The organism is Nocardioides hankookensis, assembly GCF_042658885.1.
Classification (GTDB): domain Bacteria; phylum Actinomycetota; class Actinomycetes; order Propionibacteriales; family Nocardioidaceae; genus Nocardioides; species Nocardioides hankookensis.
The window spans coordinates 868,282-887,809 of sequence record NZ_JBHSRJ010000009.1 but is presented as its reverse complement, the minus strand read 5'-3'; the positions used below and the strand labels follow the sequence as shown (position 1 = coordinate 887,809).

At 72.2% G+C, this 19,528-nt stretch carries 22 protein-coding genes; 12 read left to right on the top strand and 10 right to left on the bottom strand.

Annotation, left to right across the window (positions count from 1 at the left end; translation table 11 throughout):
* Positions 1-32: 32 nt before the first annotated feature.
* Positions 33-1,505 carry a CehA/McbA family metallohydrolase gene (locus ACFPYL_RS23930; protein WP_379160666.1) on the bottom strand — a complete coding sequence of 491 codons (1,473 nt, stop codon included), beginning with the start codon at positions 1,503-1,505 and terminating at the stop codon, positions 33-35.
* A 64-nt stretch (positions 1,506-1,569) separates the two neighbouring features.
* Here ACFPYL_RS23930 and miaB point away from each other — a divergent pair, with 64 nt between their 5' ends.
* Positions 1,570-3,075, top strand: coding sequence for a tRNA (N6-isopentenyl adenosine(37)-C2)-methylthiotransferase MiaB (gene miaB, locus ACFPYL_RS23925; RefSeq protein ID WP_379160662.1), 1,506 nt, complete (start codon positions 1,570-1,572; stop codon positions 3,073-3,075).
* 113 nt (positions 3,076-3,188) lie between these two features.
* On the opposite strand, the gene ACFPYL_RS23920 is transcribed toward miaB, so the two are convergent.
* From ACFPYL_RS23920 to ACFPYL_RS23900, 5 genes are read right to left on the bottom strand one after another with little or no spacing between them, the layout of a single operon-like run.
* On the bottom strand, positions 3,189-3,467 hold the full coding sequence (locus ACFPYL_RS23920) for a hypothetical protein (protein ID WP_379160659.1): 279 nt from the start codon (positions 3,465-3,467) through the stop codon (positions 3,189-3,191).
* Positions 3,464-3,736, bottom strand: coding sequence for a hypothetical protein (locus tag ACFPYL_RS23915; protein WP_379160656.1), 273 nt, complete (start codon positions 3,734-3,736; stop codon positions 3,464-3,466). Before ACFPYL_RS23915 ends, ACFPYL_RS23920 begins: the two co-directional genes overlap by 4 nt.
* A gap of 10 nt (positions 3,737-3,746) precedes the next feature.
* Positions 3,747-4,220: an NUDIX hydrolase gene (locus ACFPYL_RS23910; protein ID WP_379160653.1), complete on the bottom strand. Its 474-nt coding sequence runs from the start codon at positions 4,218-4,220 to the stop codon at positions 3,747-3,749.
* A complete protein-coding gene (locus ACFPYL_RS23905; RefSeq protein ID WP_379160650.1) occupies positions 4,217-4,360 on the bottom strand; it encodes a hypothetical protein in 144 nt (47 codons plus the stop codon). The genes ACFPYL_RS23910 and ACFPYL_RS23905 overlap by 4 nt, the downstream gene beginning before the upstream one ends.
* On the bottom strand, positions 4,360-4,539 hold the full coding sequence (locus ACFPYL_RS23900; protein ID WP_379160647.1) for a hypothetical protein: 180 nt from the start codon (positions 4,537-4,539) through the stop codon (positions 4,360-4,362). Before ACFPYL_RS23900 ends, ACFPYL_RS23905 begins: the two co-directional genes overlap by 1 nt.
* 18 nt (positions 4,540-4,557) lie before the next feature.
* Here ACFPYL_RS23900 and miaA point away from each other — a divergent pair, with 18 nt between their 5' ends.
* From miaA to ACFPYL_RS23865, 7 genes are read left to right on the top strand one after another with little or no spacing between them, the layout of a single operon-like run.
* Complete coding sequence (miaA, locus tag ACFPYL_RS23895) at positions 4,558-5,502, top strand: tRNA (adenosine(37)-N6)-dimethylallyltransferase MiaA (protein WP_379160644.1); 945 nt, start codon at positions 4,558-4,560, stop codon at positions 5,500-5,502.
* Between the two features lie 4 nt (positions 5,503-5,506).
* The gene (locus ACFPYL_RS23890; protein ID WP_379160641.1) at positions 5,507-6,418 is read left to right on the top strand and encodes a helix-turn-helix domain-containing protein; all 912 of its coding nucleotides are present in this window, start codon (positions 5,507-5,509) and stop codon (positions 6,416-6,418) included.
* Positions 6,415-6,951: a dihydrofolate reductase family protein gene (locus tag ACFPYL_RS23885; protein WP_379160638.1), complete on the top strand. Its 537-nt coding sequence runs from the start codon at positions 6,415-6,417 to the stop codon at positions 6,949-6,951. The genes ACFPYL_RS23890 and ACFPYL_RS23885 overlap by 4 nt, the downstream gene beginning before the upstream one ends.
* A gap of 18 nt (positions 6,952-6,969) precedes the next feature.
* The gene (gene ggt / locus ACFPYL_RS23880) at positions 6,970-8,784 is read left to right on the top strand and encodes a gamma-glutamyltransferase (protein WP_379160635.1); all 1,815 of its coding nucleotides are present in this window, start codon (positions 6,970-6,972) and stop codon (positions 8,782-8,784) included.
* A 21-nt stretch (positions 8,785-8,805) separates the two neighbouring features.
* Positions 8,806-9,447, top strand: coding sequence for a pyridoxamine 5'-phosphate oxidase family protein (locus tag ACFPYL_RS23875; protein WP_379160633.1), 642 nt, complete (start codon positions 8,806-8,808; stop codon positions 9,445-9,447).
* Entirely contained in the window at positions 9,444-10,262 is an 819-nt protein-coding gene (gene dapF / locus ACFPYL_RS23870; RefSeq protein ID WP_379160630.1) for a diaminopimelate epimerase, read from the top strand. Before ACFPYL_RS23875 ends, dapF begins: the two co-directional genes overlap by 4 nt.
* 48 nt (positions 10,263-10,310) lie before the next feature.
* Positions 10,311-11,087, top strand: a complete 777-nt coding sequence (locus tag ACFPYL_RS23865; protein WP_379160627.1) for an SDR family NAD(P)-dependent oxidoreductase — start codon at positions 10,311-10,313, stop codon at positions 11,085-11,087.
* Positions 11,088-11,348: 261 nt separating this feature from the next.
* Here the strand turns inward: ACFPYL_RS23865 and ACFPYL_RS23860 are convergent, their stop codons facing one another.
* Positions 11,349-11,882, bottom strand: a complete 534-nt coding sequence (locus ACFPYL_RS23860; RefSeq protein WP_379160624.1) for a hypothetical protein — start codon at positions 11,880-11,882, stop codon at positions 11,349-11,351.
* 50 nt (positions 11,883-11,932) lie between these two features.
* Here ACFPYL_RS23860 and ACFPYL_RS23855 point away from each other — a divergent pair, with 50 nt between their 5' ends.
* Positions 11,933-12,736 carry a helix-turn-helix domain-containing protein gene (locus ACFPYL_RS23855; protein WP_379160621.1) on the top strand — a complete coding sequence of 268 codons (804 nt, stop codon included), beginning with the start codon at positions 11,933-11,935 and terminating at the stop codon, positions 12,734-12,736.
* A gap of 57 nt (positions 12,737-12,793) precedes the next feature.
* Positions 12,794-14,368: an alkaline phosphatase D family protein gene (locus tag ACFPYL_RS23850; RefSeq protein WP_379160617.1), complete on the top strand. Its 1,575-nt coding sequence runs from the start codon at positions 12,794-12,796 to the stop codon at positions 14,366-14,368.
* Here the strand turns inward: ACFPYL_RS23850 and ACFPYL_RS23845 are convergent.
* Positions 14,358-14,918 carry a nucleoside/nucleotide kinase family protein gene (locus ACFPYL_RS23845; protein WP_379160614.1) on the bottom strand — a complete coding sequence of 187 codons (561 nt, stop codon included), beginning with the start codon at positions 14,916-14,918 and terminating at the stop codon, positions 14,358-14,360. The two genes, ACFPYL_RS23850 and ACFPYL_RS23845, sit on opposite strands and share 11 nt — an antisense overlap.
* Positions 14,919-14,975: 57 nt before the next feature.
* Between ACFPYL_RS23845 and hflX the strand changes: the two genes are divergently transcribed.
* Positions 14,976-16,463, top strand: coding sequence for a GTPase HflX (hflX, locus tag ACFPYL_RS23840; RefSeq protein ID WP_379160611.1), 1,488 nt, complete (start codon positions 14,976-14,978; stop codon positions 16,461-16,463).
* Between the two features lie 6 nt (positions 16,464-16,469).
* Here the strand turns inward: hflX and ACFPYL_RS23835 are convergent, their stop codons facing one another.
* Positions 16,470-17,324, bottom strand: a complete 855-nt coding sequence (locus tag ACFPYL_RS23835) for a LysR family transcriptional regulator (protein WP_379160608.1) — start codon at positions 17,322-17,324, stop codon at positions 16,470-16,472.
* Positions 17,325-17,406: 82 nt separating this feature from the next.
* Here ACFPYL_RS23835 and ACFPYL_RS23830 point away from each other — a divergent pair, with 82 nt between their 5' ends.
* On the top strand, positions 17,407-18,636 hold the full coding sequence (locus tag ACFPYL_RS23830) for an MFS transporter (RefSeq protein WP_379160606.1): 1,230 nt from the start codon (positions 17,407-17,409) through the stop codon (positions 18,634-18,636).
* On the opposite strand, the gene ACFPYL_RS23825 is transcribed toward ACFPYL_RS23830, so the two are convergent.
* Positions 18,614-19,510, bottom strand: a complete 897-nt coding sequence (locus tag ACFPYL_RS23825) for an alpha/beta fold hydrolase (protein WP_379160603.1) — start codon at positions 19,508-19,510, stop codon at positions 18,614-18,616. The genes ACFPYL_RS23830 and ACFPYL_RS23825 overlap by 23 nt on opposite strands.
* Positions 19,511-19,528: the final 18 nt, after the last annotated feature.

The following is a 19,528-nucleotide window of genomic DNA, read 5'->3' as shown; positions in this document are numbered from 1 at the left end:
GGCCGCGACGCTAGCAGCCGAATTGACACGCGTCAGGCAGTGAGGAAGATCGGGTTCGTGAGCGCGAGCATCGTGCTGCCGCGCTTGACCTCGGCCCGCACGAACGCCGTACCTCCGGCCACCGCGCTGTCGAGCGTGAGCGTGCCGTCGGTGGCGACCGCCGTACCCAGGACGCCGTTCGGCCCGATCAGGGTCGCGGTGTCGCCCGCGGTGACGCCGGCGACGCTGAGGTGCACGGCGACGGTGTCGCCGGAGCCGCTGGGCACCCGGTCCCCGCACTGGCCGCTGACGGCGCCGAGGGTCGCGGTGAAGTCGAGGTCGATGCCGGAGGAGGCCGTCACCCACGAGTGTCCGCCGCGGTAGCCGGCGATGATCGCGTCGACCGAGAGGGTCGCGGCGCGCACGACCGTGTGGGCGACCCCGATCTGCTGCTCGGCCTTGTGGGAGTCGGAGTTGCCGACCGCGGGCAGGAACCTGCCCGCGACCAGGAGCTGGTGCCAGGTGCTGACCGCGTTCGCGTTGGTGACCGCGTTGAGCCCCGACCAGGGTCCGTTCCAGACCTCGATCGCGTCCATGTCGTCGTACCCGAAGTCCCAGCGGATCGAGTCGACCGGGGTGGCCGGGTGGGCCGCGATCGCGAGGCCGCCGAGGTCGCGCACCTGCCGGGTGAAGCGGGCGAGCTTGCCGTCGTCCGGCCGGTAGCGCCAGTCGATCCAGCTGCCCCGCGGGCCGCGGCCGGGGAGCCCGGCGGCGAGCCAGTGGCCGGCGCGGGTGGTGACCTCCTCGCCGGGGATGACCAGGAAGTCGTCGGGCACGTGCCTGCCCCACGTCAGCTGCGCCGAGCTGGTGTTGTGCTCGGAGCTGCCGAGGAAGTCGAGGCCGGCCGCCTTGGCCGCGACGTACGCCTGCCGCTGCGTCTGTGAGCCGTCGGAGTGGACGGTGTGGACGTGCAGGTCGCCGCGGTACCAGCCCGGCCCGGTGCCCGGGACGGACCGCGGAGCGGGAGTCCGCCGGAACTTCGGGCCCGGCTTGCCGTGGTGCAGCGTCACGCGCACCTCGTACGGCGTCCCCGCGCCGTTGATCTGGTAGGGCCCGAGCGCGACCCGCCACCGGCCCTTGCTGATCGGGCCGGGGAGGTAGCCCGGCGTCGCGGAGGTGCGGCTCAGCCGGAAGGACTTCCGCGCGCCGCCCGACCAGCCGCGGAAGCCGGCGGCATTGCCGAGTCCGGCCCCGGACGGGTCGAAGATGCCGATGTCGACGACGTTCGTGGTGATCACGCCGGGAGTCGGGGTGTAGTCGTAGCTGACCTCGATCGCGCGGACCCCGGCCGGCACGTGGAACGGCAGGTAGACCCAGTCCGGGACCTTCGACCCCCGGAAGTGTCCCCGGAACACCTTGGTCGTCGTGGTGCCGGCCGCCGCCGGCTCGAAGGTCATCAGGGCGGCGGTGGTCACGGTGCCCGCCCCGGCGAGGAAGAGGGCGCGGCGGTCGAGGTTGATCGTCATGGTGCGCGCAGCGTAGCCCCTGGGTTTCGGTGCGTGGACGAGACCGCCGTACCCTTTTCGGGCCATGTCTTCCACGTCTTCTGCGCCGCCGCGCACGTACGAGGTCCGCACCTACGGGTGCCAGATGAACGTCCACGACTCCGAGCGCCTCACCGGGCTGCTGGAGGGCGCTGGGTACCTGCCCTTCGATCGGAAGAGCGCGCCGGCGGACGAGCAGGCCGACGTGGTCGTCTTCAACACCTGCGCGGTGCGCGAGAACGCCGACAACAAGCTCTACGGCAACCTGTCGCACCTGGCGCCGGTGAAGGCCGCCAACCCCGGCATGCAGATCGCCGTCGGCGGCTGCCTCGCGCAGAAGGACCGCTCGACGATCACCGCGAAGGCGCCGTACGTCGACGTCGTCTTCGGCACCCACAACATCGGCTCGCTGCCCGCGCTCCTCGAACGCGCGCGGGTGATGGAGGAGGCGCAGGTCGAGATCCTCGAGTCGCTCGAGGTCTTCCCGTCGACGCTGCCGACCAAGCGCGACTCGGCGTACGCCGCCTGGGTGTCGGTGTCGGTCGGCTGCAACAACACCTGCACGTTCTGCATCGTCCCGGCGCTGCGTGGCAAGGAGAAGGACCGTCGGCCCGGCGAGATCCTGGCCGAGGTCGAGGCGCTGGTCGCCGAGGGCGTCTCCGAGATCACGCTGCTGGGCCAGAACGTCAACGCGTACGGCGTGGAGTTCGGCGACCGGCAGGCCTTCTCCAAGCTGCTGCGCGCGTGCGGCGACATCGAGGGTCTGGAGCGGGTCCGCTTCACCAGCCCGCACCCGGCGGAGTTCACCGACGACGTCATCGAGGCGATGGCCGAGACCCCGAACGTGATGCCGCAGCTGCACATGCCGCTCCAGTCCGGCTCCGACAAGGTGCTGAAGGACATGCGCCGGTCCTACCGGCAGGCGAAGTTCCTCGGGATCATCGAGCGGGTCCGCGCGGCCATGCCGGACGCGGCGATCACCGCCGACATCATCGTTGGCTTCCCGGGCGAGACCGAGGACGACTTCCAGGCGACGCTCGACGTCGTCCGGGAGGCGCGCTTCGCGAACGCCTTCACGTTCCAGTACTCCAAGCGCCCCGGCACCCCCGCGGCGACGCTCGAGGGCCAGATCCCGCCCGAGGTCGTGAAGGACCGCTACGAGCGGCTGGCCGCGCTGGTCAACGAGGTCGCCTGGGAGGAGAACAAGCGCCTCGTCGGCCGCCGTGTCGAGCTGATGGTCGCCGAGGGCGAGGGGCGCAAGGACAAGGAGACGCTCCGTCTCTCCGGCCGCGGCCCCGACAACCGGCTCGTGCACTTCACCCCGCCCGAGGGCGTCGACGTGCGACCGGGCGACATGGTCACCGTCGAGATCACGTACGCCGCGCCGCACCACCTGGTCGCGGACGGTCCGGCCACCGACGTACGGCGCACGCGCTCCGGGGACGCCTGGGCCCTTCGACAGGCTCAGGAACCGTCTGGGCCCGGTGTCTCGCTCGGGATGCCGAGCATCGGCGTGCCCGCGCCGCTCCCGGACGCCCCCGCCTGCCGCTGACACCCGGCGCGGGTGGTTTCGAGGCTCGTTGCTAGCGCTCCTCGCACCTCAACCACCGTGGCGGTGGTTGAGGTGCGAGCGGAGCGAGCCTCGAAACCACCTGTGCGTCCGCGTCAGTCGGAGCGCGGATCCGTCTCGGAGTAGCCCGCTTTTGGCGGGATCCCGTCCGGGTTGTCCTCGGGGTTGCCTGGCGCCTGCTCGGGCAGCGTCTCCTCGTCGGGGTCGCGCTCCTGCTCGGAGACGTCACGCAGCCCGTCGGTGGCAACCTGACCGGGTCCGGTCGGACCGACGCGCTCGCTGCTGACGCCCATCTCGCCGCTGGCCCGCGCCGGACCGCTGGAGCCGGGCGTCGACGACTGGAGCTCCTCGTCGCTGTCGTCGCGGCCGGTCATGCCGGGGACTCCTTGTCGGCCTCCTGGCCGGTCGTGTCGTCGTCCCCGTCCTCGGTCGCCTCGGTCGAGGTGTCCTCGCTGTCCGACACCTCCTCCTTGACGGTGTCGGGCGCCTTCTCGTCGAGGGCCGGGTTCTCGTCGGGCGTGAGGTCCGGGATCGCGATCGGCCCGCTGTCGTCGCCGAGCGCGTCCACACCGCCGGGGTTGGGCTCGCCGGGCTCGATGACGGGATCGGGCATCGGGCCCAGGTCGGTGTCGTCAGACGTCACGGTCGTCTCCTCAGAAGCCGAAGGTGGAGTACGCCGTCGTCGTACCCGTTCGCAGCGCGTCCAACACGGAGCGCTCGTGCGGCACGACCGGCTCGGGCAGGGCGTCGAGCGGGCACCAGCGCAGCTCGGCCGCCTTCTCGGGCTCGACGATCCGGGGCTCGCCCGACCACGACCGCGCGGTGAAGAAGAAGTCGATGCGCTGGTCGATCGGCAGCTCGCTGCCGTTGCGCTGCATCGACGTCACGAACGCCAGGTCCAGGTCCGCGACGCCCAGCTCCTCCTGCGCCTCGCGGTGCGCGGCGTCGTACGCCGTCTCGCCCTGCTCGACGTGGCCGGCCGCGGCGGCGGCCCAGTGGTCGTCCATGTAGCCGGTGTTCTGGCGCAGCTGGAGCAGCACCTCGGTGCCGGACGCACCCTCCCGCAGCAGGAAGACGTACGACGCCGGCACGACCACGAAGCGGCCGTGCGTGGGGCTCTGCGTCACTCGTCGTCCTCGTCGTCCTCGACGTCGTGCGGGGTCAGCTCCGCCTCGCCCTCGTTGCCGTAGACGGTGCCGGTGTCGTCCGAGACGGGCGACTCCTCCTCCTCGGGCAGGGGGTCCTCGTGGAAGTCGAACTCACTCATCACTCACCTCCAGAGCCGTCCGACGGTTCGTCGAGCGACGACTCCGCATTCTCCTCCTGCTCGCCGCGCGGCCTCGTGTCGGTGCCGTCCGTCATCTCGCTCGGGTGCTCGCCGGGCGGCGTGCCGGACCCGTCGGTGGCGGTGGGCTCGTCGTTCTCCTCGGGCACTGGGGCAGTCATGTTTGCCAGACTAGCCACGTGCAGCCAAGCCCGACGGTCCCGATCGTGGCCGTCGTGGGGGCGACGGCGTCGGGCAAGACCAACCTGTCGCTCGACCTCGCCGAGAGGCTCGACGGCGAGGTCGTCAACACCGACGCGATGCAGGTCTACCGCGGCATGGACATCGGTACGGCGAAGCTGCCGGTCGCCGAGCGGCGCGGCATCCCGCACCACCTGCTCGACACCCGCGACGTGCGCGAGCCCTCGACCGTCGCCGAGTTCCAGGGCTGGGCGCGTGCCGTCGTCACGCAATTGCGCGGCAACGGCAGGACGCCGGTGCTCGTCGGCGGCTCGGCGCTCTACACCCGGGCGATCGTGGACCGCTTCGAGTTCCCCGCGACCGACGACGCCGTCCGCACCCGGCTCGAGGCCGAGCTCGCCGAGGTCGGACCCGCCGCGATGTACGACCGGCTGCGCGAGCTCGACCCGGAGGCCGCCGCCCGGATGCTGGTCGAGAACGGTCGCCGCACGGTCCGCGCCCTCGAGGTCATCGAGCTGACCGGGCGTCCCTACAGCGCGTCGCTGCCGCGGCTCGAGTACGCCGACCCGCACACCGTCCAGATCGGCGTCGACATCGACCGGCCGACCCTCGACGACCGGATCGCGCAGCGTGTGGACCTGATGTTCGAGGCCGGCTTCGTCGCGGAGGTCGAGCGGCTGCTCGCCGAGGGCCTCGCCTACGGTCGCACCGCGTCGGTCGCGATCGGCTACCGCGAGGTGATGGCGCACCTGCGCGGTGAGATCAGCCTCGACGAGGCCCGCGACCGCACGGTCTTCGCGACCCGGCGGTTCGCCCGGCGCCAGGACGGCTGGTTCCGCAAGGACCCGCGGATCGCGTGGCTCCGGTACGACGACCCGGAGCTGGTCGAGCACGCACTGAGCAAGATCGGTCGGGTGCTCGAGGACGGTTCGCCGCCAGACTGAGGACATGACCGGACGCGACCGCCTCCGCGAGCTGCTCGACGCGGTGCTCGACGAGGAGCACCGCAGCCTCGGCGACATGGCCGGCGGCGTGTTCACGACGCCGTACCACTTCAGCCGCCAGCTCTCCGCGGGCGCCGGCGAGCCGCCGGTCGCGATGCGTCGGCGGGTGATGCTCGAGCGCGCCTCGTGGCAGCTGCGCCAGGGCGCCAGCGTCACCGACGCGGCGTTCGCCGCGGGCTACGAGTCGGTCGAGGGCTTCTCGCGCGCCTTCGCCCGGGCGTACGGCGTGCCGCCCAGCCAGGCGCAGGGCGAGCCCACCACCGGCAGCCACTGGCTGCCGGCGCCCAACGGCATCCACTTCCACCCACCCACGTCGCTGTGGGTGCACACCGGGGAGCGCACCATGGCCCAGCCGCTCGACCTGATGGTCCACCACGACCTCGACGACACCCGCGACCTGCTCGTGCTGGCCAAGCAGCTGCCCGACGACGCCTACCGGCGCGAGCTGTCCGCCGGCAGCCGGGTGCACAGCTGGGAGGGCGAGGAGGCGTCGGTCGCGGCCGTGCTGACCAGCCTCGTGTTCACCAAGGAGGTGTGGCTCGCGGCCGTCCTCGGCGAGGAGTTCCCGGCCGACCGGCCCGACGACGTGGCCGCCCTGCTGGACCGGCACGACGACGCCGCCGCCCGGTGGCTCGAGATGGTGCGCGACGTCGAGCGGCGGCGGGCCTGGGACGACCGGATCGTCGACGCCCTCTGCGAGCCACCCGAGAGCTTCGTGCTCGGCAGCATCGTCGCGCACGTGCTGACGTACGCCGCGCACCGTCGGCTCGGGGTCCGCGCGATGCTGCGCGAGCACGGCGTCGATGCCGACGAGGGGGACCCCATCAACTGGCTGCGACGGACGGAGTCGGCATGAGGACGATCTACTACACCGCCAGCTCGCTCGACGGCTTCATCGCCGACTCGGACAACTCGCTGTCCTGGCTGCTCAGTCGCGACATCGACCAGGACGGACTGATGAGCTTCGGGGGCTTCCGGGCCGCGGTGGGCGCGGCCGCGGTCGGCGCGACGACGTACCAGTGGGTGCTCGACCAGGAGGGTGACGCCTGGGACTCGACGTTGCCGACGTGGGTCTTCACCCACCGCGCGTTCGCGCCGCGTGACGGCGTCACGCTCACGACGGACGACGTGCGCGTCGTGCACGCTGCGATGACCGAGGCAGCGGGTGGCAAGGACATCTGGCTGATGGGTGGCGGCGGGCTCGTCGGCCAGTTCGCGGAGGCGGGCCTGCTCGACGAGGTCTGGGTGCAGTACGCGCCCCTGACTCTCGGCGGTGGGGCGCCGATGCTGCCGAACCGGATCGAGATGCGACTCGAGGAGCACGGACAGAATCGTGAGTTCCTCTGCGCCCGCTACCGGGTCCTCGGGCCGCGTTTACCAACGTCGTGAACGGGCACGGGACGAGGTATGCGCCGTCTCGGGATCGCCGTACCACTCGCCCTGCTCACCACCGTGCTGGTGGCCGCACCCGGCCACGCGGCCCCGGCAGCGGAGCCTGACAAGCGGCCGACGGCCCGGGGGTTCGGCGGCGCGGTGACGTCGGTCGACCCGTACGCCACCCGCGTCGGACTCCGGGTCCTGCGCGCCGGCGGCAATGCCACGGACGCGGCGGTGGCGACCGCGGCGGCACTCGGCGTGACCGAGCCGTTCAGCGCCGGCATCGGCGGAGGCGGGTACTTCGTGCACTACTCGGCGAGGACCGGCAAGGTGCAGACGATCGACGGCCGCGAGACCGCGCCGGCGAGCATGCCGCACGACGCGTTCATCGACCCGAAGACCGCGGAGCCCTACAACTTCTCGCCCGAGCTCGTGACGAGCGGCGTCTCCGTCGGCGTGCCCGGCACCCTCGCCACCTGGCAGCGTGCCCTCGACCGCTGGGGCACCCGCTCGCTGGCCGAGTCGCTGCGGCCAGCGGCCGACCTGGCCGACCGCGGCTTCACGGTCGACCAGACGTTCCGCGGCCAGGTGCTCCAGAACAAGCAGCGCTTCAACGCGTTCGTCCCGACCAAGAAGCTCTACTGGAAGGGCGGGCACGCGCCGCGCGTCGGCAGCACCTTCCGCAACCGCGACCTCGCCGCGACCTACCGGCTGCTCGCGCGGAAGGGCCCTGACGCGTTCTACCGCGGCGTCCTGTCCGGCGAGATCGTCCGGGCGGTGCGCAAGCCGCCGACCACGAAGTCGACGACGCTGCCGGTCCCGAAGGGGTTCATGGTCAAGCGCGACCTCCAGCGCTACCGCGCACTGGACCGCAAGCCGACCCGGGTCGGCTACCGCGGGCTCGGCGTCTACGGCATGGGTGGCTCGTCGTCCGGCGGCTCGACCGTGGGCGAGGCCCTCAACATCCTCGAGCGCTCCGACCTCGCGTCGATGCCGCGGGCGCAGGCGCTGCACCGCTACCTGGAGGCGAGCGCGCTGGCGTTCGCCGACCGGGGGAAGTACGTCGGCGACCCCGCCCAGGTGAAGGTCCCGCTGCGGCGGCTGCTCTCCGACAAGTACGCCGCCGAGCGGGCCTGCGAGATCTCGCCGGCCACGACGCTGGCCAAGCCGGTCGCGGCCGGGGACGTCACGTCGTACGACGGCAAGTGCAGCACCACGCGCACGAGCGCGACGCGGACCAACGACACCGAGAACACCCAGACCACCAACCTGACCGTCACCGACCGCTGGGGCAACGTGGTCGAGTACACGCTGACCATCGAGCAGACCGGCGGCTCGGGCATCGTCGTGCCGGGCCGCGGCTTCCTGCTCAACAACGAGCTGACCGACTTCACCGCGGCGTACGACCCGGCCGACCCCAACCGGATCGAGCCGCTGAAGCGGCCGCGCTCGTCGATGTCGCCGACGATCGTGCTGAAGAAGGGCAAGCCGTTCCTCGCAGTCGGCTCGCCCGGCGGGTCGACGATCATCACGACCGTGCTCCAGGTGCTGCTGAACCGCCTCGACCTCGGCATGAGCCTGCCCCACGCCATCGCCGCGCCGCGGGCCACGCAGCGCAACACCGGGACCGACCAGGCGGAGCCCGCCTTCGTGAAGCGCTACGGCGCCGCGCTGCGCGCCCTCGGGCACGACGTCGCGACGTACGAGGACATGTTCACGGGCACCCACGAGATCGGGGCGGCCACCGGCATCGAGTTCGGCCCGCACGGACGCCTGACCGTGGCCGCCGAGCCGGCGCGTCGTGGCGGGGGATCGGCCGCCGTGGTCTCGCCGAAACGGAGATGACACCCCCGGTACCTTGGTGGGGTGACCAGCACCCCGACCTGGACCGAGATCACGACCGTCGACGACCTCGTCGACCTGCTCGGTGAGCCGCACGCCCGCGCCCGTGACAAGGGACGTACGGCGCTGGTCGACCTCGACCGCGACTGGCTCGCGGCCACGCCGTTCTGCGTGCTGGCCACGGCGTCCGCGGCCGGCGAGTGCGACGCGTCGCCCAAGGGCGACCCGGCCGGGCAACTCGTCCACGTCATCGACGACCACACGATCGCGATCGCCGAGCGCCCCGGCAACAAGCGTGCCGACGGCTACAAGAACATCCTCCAGAACCCGCACGTCGGGCTGAACTTCTTCATCCCCGGCCGCGGCGACACGCTCCGCATCAACGGCCGGGCCCGCTTGGTCGTCGACGCGCCGTTCTTCGACGAGATGGTGGTCAAGGGGCACCGGCCGATCCTGGCCGTGGTCGTCGAGATCGAGGAGATCTTCTTCCACTGCGCCAAGGCGTTCATGCGCTCGGGCCTGTGGCAGCCGGAGACCTGGGACCCGGAGGCGGCCGTCCCGAAGCGGGCCGTGATCGCCCAGCGGCTCGAGCCCGGCGGGATGACCGACGCGGAGGTCGAGGCCTACTACCGGCCCGACAACTACGCGAAGGGGCTCTACGCGTGAGCCACCTCCCCCAGAGATATGACTTCCTCAAGGGCCACGGCACCGAGAACGACTTCGTGCTGCTGCCCGACCACGACGGCTCCGTCCACGGTGGCCTCTCCGACGAGCAGATGGCGGCGCGCGTGCGCGCGCTCTGCGACCGGCGGGCCGGCATCGGTGGCGACGGCGTGCTGCGCGTCGTGCGCGAGGGCGAACGGTGGTTCATGGACTACCGCAACGCCGACGGCTCGGTCTCCGAGATGTGCGGCAACGGCATCCGCGTCTTCGCGCGGCACCTGGTCGAGGAGGGCCTGGCCGACCCGTCGCAGCCGATCCCGATCGGGACGCGCGACGGCGTGAAGACGCTCACCGTCGAGGGCGACCTGATCACCGCCGACATGGGCTCCCCGCGGGTGCTCGGCGAGTCGAAGGTCGCCGTCCCCGGGCACGCCTGGGTGGCGCGGCACGTCGACATGGGCAACCCGCACGCGGTCGCGTTCGTCGACTCGCTCGACGACGCCGGCCACCTGCTCGAGGCTCCGGAGCACGACGAGGCGACGTACCCGCACGGCGTCAACGTCGAGTTCGTCGTACGCCGAGGAGAGCGCCACGTCGCGATGCGGGTCCACGAGCGCGGCTCCGGCGAGACCCGCTCCTGCGGCACCGGCGCCTGCGCCGTGATGGTGGCCGCCGCTGTCGCCGATGGGCTCGGCCCCGGCTCGGCGTACCGGGTCGACGTCCCCGGCGGCACGCTCACCGTCACCTGGACCGAGGACGACCGGGTGCTGCTCACCGGCCCGGCGGTCGTCGTGGCCCGGGGGACCACGTCGCTCTGACCGCACGACCGTGACAGTCGCGCTGTGAGCATGGCTATGCTCCGAGCCATGGACATCAACGGAGCAAGTGCCATCGTCACGGGCGGCGCGTCGGGCATCGGTGCCGCGGCCGCCCGCCAGCTGGCCGCCAAGGGCGCGATCGTCGTGGTCGCCGACCTCCAGGCCGACAAGGGTGAAGCCCTCGCCGAGGAGATCGGCGGCGTCTTCGCCCAGGTCGACGTGACCGACACCGACCAGATCAAGGCCGCGGTCGACGCCGCCGCCGCGATCGCGCCGCTGCGCGCGGTCGTCAACTCCGCCGGCATCGGCTGGGCCCAGCGCACCATCGGCCGCGACGGCGAGTACGACTCGGCGCACGACCTCGACGCCTTCCGCAAGGTGATCGCGATCAACCTGATCGGCACCTTCGACATGACCCGCCTCGCGGCGACGGCGATGAGTCGCAACGAGCCCGACGCCGACGGCTGCCGCGGCGCCATCGTCAACCTCGCCTCGGTCGCGGCCTTCGACGGCCAGATCGGGCAGGCGTCGTACTCCGCCTCGAAGGGCGGCGTCGTCGGCATGACCCTCCCGGTCGCCCGCGACCTGTCCGCCTCCGGCATCCGGCTCAACACCGTCGCACCCGGCCTGATCGACACCCCGATCTACGGTGAGGGCCCGGACTCCGAGGCTTTCAAGGCCAACCTGGGCTCCAACGTGCTCTTCCCCAAGCGTCTCGGCGTCCCGGACGAGCTCGCCAGCATGGTCGTCGAGTGCATCACCAACAGCTACATGAACGCCGAGGTGATCCGCGTCGACGGCGGCATCCGGATGCCCCCGAAGTGAGCGCCCTCGCCGGGAGCGACGCAGTCGCTCCCGGCGAGACCAGGCGCCAGATCGAGTAGCCCCGCGACCGAGGAACGAGGTCGCGACGGGCGTATCGAGATCTGCTAGGTCTCGATACGCTCGCTGGCGCTCGCTACTCGACCACCGAGTGAAGCCTGGCGCTCGCTACTCGACCACCGAGTGAAGCCTGGCGCTCGCTACTCGACCACCGAGTGAAGCCTGGCGCTCGCTACTCGACCACCGAGTGAAGCCTGGCGCTCGCTACTCGACCACCGAGGAGCGGCCCATCCGGGCCAGGAGCTTGGTCTGCCGGTCGGCGTCCTCCGGGACGTCGACCGGCTGCCTGAAGACGCCCTCGTCGTACGCGTGCTCGCCGAAGCCCTCGAACGCGGTGTCCATCGTGTCCATCTCGTCGTCGGTGAAGGTCGTCGGCCGGCCGTTGGACGCGCCGAGGTCCCAGCCGTGCACGACCAGGTCGAACCCGTAGAAGTTGTCCAGCGTCGTGCCGATCGTCGTGCGGCCGAAGAACCCGTCGAACTCGCGGGCCAGGAATGCGTCGTCCTCGACGACCGGACGTACGGCGGCCAGGTGCGCCGCCCACACCTCCGCCGGCTCACCGGAGGGCCGCTCGCCGAGGTCGACGTCGTGGCGACCCAGGAAGTCGCGCTCGGCGTCGACGACGTGGTCGACCACCTCGGCGGCCGTCCAGTCCGCGCAGGGGCTGGCCGCTGACCAGTCCGTGGTCGCGGAGACGGTGTCGGTGAAGCGGTCGGCGGCGTCCAGGAAGAAGTTCATGTGTCCACGATGGCGTTTCGCTGTCGGTGGTTCTTGAAAGAATCCGACACATGGAGGAGCCGCGCGCGATCGACCCCGAGGAGCGCGCGCACCTGCTCGACGAGACCGGCTACACCCCGCCGATCCACCGCTACGCGCCGCGGCCGGAGCTGACGGACGTCGTACGCCGCTACTGGATGCCGGTCTGGTCGCTGCCCGACGGGGCGTCGTCGGTGCAGCGGGTGCTGCAGTACCCCGTCTGCCTGGTCGTCGTGGCGGAGGACTACGCCTTGCTCGTCGGGCCGACCAGCGGCCTGTCGACCCAGGAGCTCTCCGGGTCCGGCTGGGCGCTCGGCACGATGCTCCAGCCCGCGGCCGGGATCGCGCTGCTCGGCGAGCCGGTCGGCAACCTGACCGACCGCGCCGTCCCGTTGGGCGACACCGCGCTCGAGGAGCGGATCCGCGAGGCCGTCGACGACCGGCCCGACGACCCCGACCGGCGCGCGCTCGCGGTCACCGCCGTCGAGGAGAGCCTCGTGCGGCTGCTGCCGGTCGACGAGGAGGGACTGCTCGTCAACGCGATCGTCGAGTACGTCGAGGGCGACCCCGAGGTCCACCGGGTCGGTCAGGTCTGCGACAAGTTCGCGATCACCGAGCGCACCCTCCAGCGCCTGACCGCCCGCCGCATCGGCCTCTCCCCGAAGTGGCTGATCCAGCGCCGACGGCTGCACGAGGCCGCCGAGCGGCTCCGTGGCTCCGACCGGGACCTCGCCCGCATCGCCGCCGACCTCGGGTACGCCGACCAGGCCCACTTCGGCCGCGACTTCCGCACCGTCACCGGGCTGACGCCGGGGGAGTTCGCCACCGAGCGTTGACCGACACGTCACGTCGGCGTACCTGTCCCGTCGGACGACCTCGCCAGCGTCGTGGCCATGGTCCTCCTCGGGAGACGAACCGCCCTGCTGGCCGGGGTGGCCATCGGGGGAACGCCGGGGCTGCTCGCCGCCGGCCTGCGCAGCGCACCACCCAGCCTGGCGAGATCTAGGGTCGAGCTGACCTCGGGCGTCCGGGCCGGCGAGGTGACGACCAGCTCGGCCGTGCTGTGGGGCCGCGCCTCCGGCGACGGCCGTCTCTCCGTCCGCCTGTCCAGCAACGGCCGCGTGGTCCGCGAGGTCACCGGTGCCTGGGCCGACGAGCGCACCGACCACACCGCGCGTCTGATCCTCGACGGCCTCGCGCCCGGACGCCGGTACGACGCCGACCTGTCCTTCACCTCGCCCGACGGGGCGGTCGGCCGGACCGAGCGGGTCACCTTCGCGACTGCCGCGATCCAGCCCGCGGCGCAGTCCTTCGTCTGGTCGGGCGACACCTGCGGCCAGGGCTGGGGGATCAACCCGGACGTCGACGGCCTGACGACGTACCGGGCGATCCTCCAGACCCGTCCCGACTTCCTCATCCACTCCGGCGACACCATCTACGCCGACTGCGAGATCTACGAGACGCAGACCGAGGAGGACACCGGTTCGACCTGGCGCAACGTGGTCCAGTACGGCGTCGACAAGGTGGCCGAGACGCTGACCGAGTTCCGTGGACGGCACCGCTACCCGCTGCTCGACGAGCACGTGCGGGCGCTGTACGCCGAGGTGCCGACGATCAGCCAGTGGGACGACCACGAGACCTGCAACAACTGGTACCCGGGCGAGGTCATCGACGACGACCGCTACACCGAGCGCCGGTGCGACGTGCTGTCCGCGCGCGGTCGCCGGGCCTGGCAGGAGTACCAGCCGGTGCCGGTGCGCCACCTGGTCGACCGTGGCGGCGACGGGTTCGCGTCCGGCCGGATCTACCGCCGGGTCCCGCGCGGTCCGCACCTCGACGTCTTCTGCCTGGACATGCGTTCGTACCGCGGTCCGAACCCGACCTCCGCCGGCCCGGACCAGCGCGGCCTCCTCGGCCCCGAGCAGGAGCGCTGGCTGGTCGAGCAGGTCACGGCGTCGACGGCGACCTGGAAGGTGATCTCCGCCGACCTGCCGATCTCGGCGCCGTCCAACCACAGCGACGACCTGGACAGCATCCCCAACTACGACTCCGGGCCGCCGACCGGCCGCGAGCCCGAGCTGGCCCGGATCCTCGCCGCCTTCAAGCGCAACGGCGTCCGCAACGTCGTCTGGATCACCGCCGACGTCCACTACACGGCCGCCCACCACTACAGCCCGGAGCAAGCGGCCTTCACCGACTTCGACCCCTTCTGGGAGTTCGTCTCCGGACCGATGGCGGCCGGCACCTTCGCCACCAAGGACGGCGTCCTCGACGGCACCTTCGGCCCGGAGGTCCACTACTCGAAGGGCAACGAGACCGACGCGTGGAGCCAGTCGCCGCGCGCCGGCAACCAGTTCTTCGGCCACGTCGCGATCGCCGTCGACGGCCTGCTCACCGTCACGCTGCACGACGGGTCGGGGGCGGCCCTCTGGTCGCAGGACCTGGAGCCCGAGCCGCTCAGGTCGTGAGGTCGACGACCACGTCGGCCCGGTCGGCCGCGGCCTCGACCAGGGCCGCGTTGGCGTCGTCCACCCGGGCGACCCAGGCGCGCGCCTCGTCCGGCGTCTTGCCGAACTCTATGTGCCGCGCGACCAGCCGCTCGCGGCGTACGCCGTCGTCGAGGTGCAGGTGCCACACGACGTCGAGCTGCGCGCGCACCGCCCGCCAGCGCGGTTCGTCGAGCAGCAGGTAGTTGCCCTCGGTCACGACGGTCCCGGTCGCGGGCACCGCGATCGCCCCCGCGATCGGCTGCTCCAGACCGCGCTCGAACATCGGCGCCACCACCTCCTCCCCGGCCCGGACCCGCGCCAGCAGCGCGGCGTACCCCTCCGCGTCGAAGGTCTCCGGTGCCCCCTTGCGGTCGCGCAGGCCACGGCGGACGAGCTCGACATCGGCGTAGTGGAACCCGTCCATCGGCACGACCGGGAGCGCCAGGGCCGCGGCGGCCGTGGTCTTTCCGACCCCGGGCGCGCCCGTGATGCCGAGCAGCCTGATGTCGGCGGGCACCTCGGGAATCATGTGCCGAAGGTTAAGCGTTGGTGTCCACAGATGACTGAAACGTACGCTGAACCAGTAATGAGCAACGCACACGAGATCGACCCCGCCTTCAACCTCGACGACGAGCTCGAGGACACCGAGGGCTGGGACGACGACGACTTCGAGTCGGGCTACTCCGGGGCGGACCCGGAGGAGGACCCGACGACGGGCGCGATGGAGCTCGCCGAGCGCCACCAGCTCCGGCGGGTCGCCGGCTTGCGCACCGAGCTCGAGGACATCACCGAGGTCGAGTACCGCCAGCTCCGGCTCGAGCGCGTCGTGCTCGTCGGGGTGTGGACCGAGGGCACGACCCAGGACGCCGAGAACTCGATGGCCGAGCTCGCCCTACTCGCCGAGACCGCCGGCTCCGAGGTGCTCGAGGCGATCTACCAGCGCCGCCAGAGCCCCGACCCCGCGACGTACGTCGGTCGCGGCAAGGTCGAGGGGATCGCGGAGATCGTGCAGGCGACCGGCGCCGACACCGTCATCTGCGACGGCGAGCTCGCGCCCAGCCAGCTGAGGAACCTCGAGGACAAGCTCAAGGTCAAGGTCGTCGACCGGACCGCGCTGATCCTCGACATCTTCGCCCAGCACGCGAAGTCCGGTGAAGCCCAGGCGCAGACCGAGCTCGCCCAGCTCAACTACATGAAGCAGCGCCTGCGCGGCTGGGGCGGCAACCTCTCCCGCCAGGCCGGTGGCCGGGTCGCCGGTGGCGCCGGTATCGGTAGCCGTGGCCCTGGTGAGACCAAGATCGAGAACGACCGGCGCCGGATCAACACCAAGATCGCCAAGCTGCGTCGCGACCTGCGCGAGATGAAGGGCACCCGCGACACCAAGCGCCAGGAGCGGCAGCGCAACCACATCCCGAGCGTGACGATCGCGGGCTACACCAACGCGGGCAAGTCGACCCTGCTCAACCGGCTGACGGGTGCCGGTGTGCTCGTCGAGGATGCGCTCTTCGCGACGCTCGACCCGACGACGCGGCGTACGACGACGGCGGACGGCCGCGTCTACACGATGAGCGACACCGTCGGCTTCGTGCGGCACCTGCCGCACCAGCTCGTCGAGGCCTTCCGCAGCACGCTCGAGGAGGTCGCCGAGTCCGACCTGGTCCTGCACGTGGTCGACGGGTCGCACCCCGACCCCGAGGGCCAGATCTCGGCCGTCCGTGAGGTCTTCGCGGAGATCGGCGCGACCAAGGTGCCCGAGCTCATCGTGATCAACAAGGGCGACCTCGCCGACCCGATGGCCCTGGCCCGGCTCCAGCGCAACGAGCCGCACTCGGTCGTCGTCTCCGCCAAGACCGGCGAGGGCATCGCCGAGGCGCTCGCGCGGATCGAGGGCGAGCTGCCCCGGCCCGGCGTGGAGTTCAAGGCGCTGCTGCCCTACGACCGCGGCGACCTGATCAACCGGCTGCACCAGCAGGGCGAGATCGCCTCGATGGAGCACACCGGCGACGGCACGATCGTGGTCGGCCGGGCGAACGCCGACCTGGCCGGCGAGCTCGCGGCCTACGCGATGGGCTGAGCGTCGTCAGCTGACGACGAAGTCGCGGAACCTCGCGGCTGCCGGGGAGAGCTCTCGGTCGGTGCGCCAGACCAGGCCGATCGAGCGCCGTACCCGGGCTCCCGCCAGCGTGATGCCAACGGTGCCGGACGCGCCGGCGAGATGGTCCGGCACGATCGCCACACCCAGACCGGCGGCCACCAGGCCCTCGATGGTGCCCAGGTCCGCGCTCTCGAAGGAGATGGCCGGCGCGATGCCGGCCGAGCGCAGCAGGTCGTCGACGAGCTGGCGGTAGCCGAAGCCGGGTGGCACCGTCACCAGCTCCTCGTCGGCCAGCTCGTCCAGGGCCACCCGCTTGCGGCCCGCGAGCCGGTGCCCGGCGGGCACGACGAGCACCGGGCGCTCCGCGAGGAGGGGTCGCCAGCCCAGCCCGTCCTGCTGGGTCGTGATCGCGAGGTCCGCGGCGCCGCTGGTCAGGTCGACGTTGATCTCGTGCGCGGGCTCCTGCCGCAGCACCAGCCGCACCCGGGGCGCCACCTGGTGGAAGCCGCGCAGCAGGCGGGGGACGAGCAGTCCTGCCATCGAGTCCAGGAAGGCGAGTCGGACGACACCGGCGTCCGGGTCGAGCAGCGAGGCCAGGTCGTCGACCAGCTGCGTGTGCCGCGCGCCGAGCTCGCGCGCCGCGGTCACCACCAGCTCGCCTGCCGGCGTCACCCGGACGCCGTCCGGCACGCGCTCGAAGACGCGGGTGCCGAGCTCGGCCTCGATCCGCGCGACGGCGCGCGACAACGTCGGCTGGGGGATGCCGAGGACGGCCGCCGCGTCGGTGACGTGCTCGAGGTCGGCGACGGTGACCAGCCACTCCAGGTCCCTGACCAGCATGGGAACCATCATGCACCAAACGCATGATCCAGCGTCGGTCCAGACATTGGCAGTATGAGGCTGAGCGGCGCACAGTCGTGGTGTGGACATCGAAGGACACCGGCCGGGGAGCGCCGACTACCGCCGTGTCGTCGCCGCACTCTTCGTGGCCGGGCTGGCGACCTTCGCCCTGCTCTACAGCACGCAGGCGCTGCTGCCCGAGCTGGCCGCCGACTTCGGCGTCTCCACCTCGGCGAGCACGCTGACCCTGTCGCTCACGACCCTCGGCCTCGGGTTCGCGCTGCTGGTGGCGGGCCCGACGTCGGAGCTCGTCGGGCGGACCCGGCTGATCCACGGCTCGCTGATCGCCTCCGCCCTGGTCGCGCTCGCCTCGGCTGTCGCGCCGACCTGGTCGAGCATGCTGGTCCTGCGCTGCTTGGAGGGCGTCGCCCTGGCCGGGCTGCCGGCCGTTGCGACGGCGTACCTCCGCGAGGAGCTCCACGTCTCGGCGCACGCCCGCGCCGCCGGCCTCTACATCGGGGGCACGGCGCTGGGCGGGATGTCCGGCCGCCTGCTCACCGGCGCGGTGGGCGAGCTCGCGGGCTGGCGCTGGGCGCTCGCCGCGTCCGGACTTCTCGCCCTCGCCTGCGCGGCCACGGTGCGGGTGCTGCTGCCTCCGTCGGCCCACTTCGTCCCGTCGCCGCCCGGACTGCGGCAGGTGCTGCACCGCGCCGTACGCGCTGTCTCCGACCCGGCCCTGCTCGCCCTCTACGGCATCGGCGGCTGCTCGATGGGCATGCTGGTCGCGGTCTTCAACACCCTCGGCTTCCGGCTCGAGGCGGCGCCCTTCCACCTCGGCCTGGGGGCCGCGAGCCTGGTCTTCCTCGTCTACCCGCTGGGCACCGTCAGCTCTGCTGTGTCCGGGCGGATGGCCGACCGGCTCGGGCGGCGGGCGGTGCTGCCGTTCGGCTGCGTCCTCGCCCTGGCCGGGCTGCTGCTCACGCTCGCCCAGTCGCTGACGGCGATCGTCGTCGGGCTCGGCCTGCTCGTGGCGGGGTTCTTCGTCGTGCACGGCATCGCGAGTGGCTGGGTCCCGGCGAGGGCCCACGCCGGCGGGGTCTCCGCGGCCCAGGCGGCCTCGCTCTACCTCTTCGCCTACTACCTGGGTTCCTCGGTCTTCGGCAGCATCGCCGGACCCGCGTGGTCGGGCGCCGGGTGGTCGGGCGTGGTGGCGCTCGCGACGGTCCTGCTCGCCGCCACCGCCCTGCTCGCCGCGGTGCTGCGTCGTACGCCGGTGCTGGTCCCCGCGCCTACAGCCCCGCGAGCCGCTTGAGGTCGGCGAGGATCTCGTCCAGCCGCGCGGTCACCAGGGTCAGGTGGCCTTCGTCGTCGAAAAGGTGCGCCTGCGCGCCGGGGACGTGCTCGGAGAGCCAGACGCCGTGGGCGTAGGGCACCATCGCGTCCTGGCGTCCCTGCCACACGGCCACCGGCACCCGGATCCCGCCGAGATCGAAGCCCCACGGTGAGAACGCCGCGAGCCCGTCGTCGCGGACACCGATCACGCCCTGCGCCCCGGCGTGGTTGAAGGTGCGGCTCATCCACTCGGCGAAGTCGGCGGTGATCACCGCCTTGTCGACCGGGGTCACCAGGCCGCCCATCGCGTCGGCGATCTCGTCGGGTGTGGCCGCCAGGATGCCGGTCATGTGCTCCTCGAGGAAGGCGCCGTAGACCTCGGGCCCCTTGCCGGCGGCGTCGTACTCAGCCTGGTTCTCCTCTGCCATCCCGTCGAACCAGTCGAGGCCTTCGGCGTCGTACGGCGCCACCCCGGCCAGCGAGGCGGCCGCCCGGCACCGCGTGGGGAGCAGGGCGGCGCAGGCCAGCGCCCGCGGCCCGCCGCCCGACCAGCCGGCGGTGACGAACTCGCCGACGCCCAGGTGGTCGAGCACCGCGACGGACTCGACGACGTCGTCGACGAAGCGGCCCGGCGCGGGGCGAGGCGTTGAGGCGCCGTACCCGGGCCGCGAGAACGTGATGTGCCGGAGCCCGGCAGCGGCGACCTGCTCGTCGAAGCCGGCGGAGGGCGCCACGGCGGACGGCGAGCCGTTGTGGAAGAGGAGCGGGAAGCCGTCCGGGTCGCCGCCGGTGAGCACCTCGAGGGTGCGGCCGTCGGGTCCGGGGATCTCGAAGACGTCGGGCACGAACCCCACCAGATCACGATTTGGTAG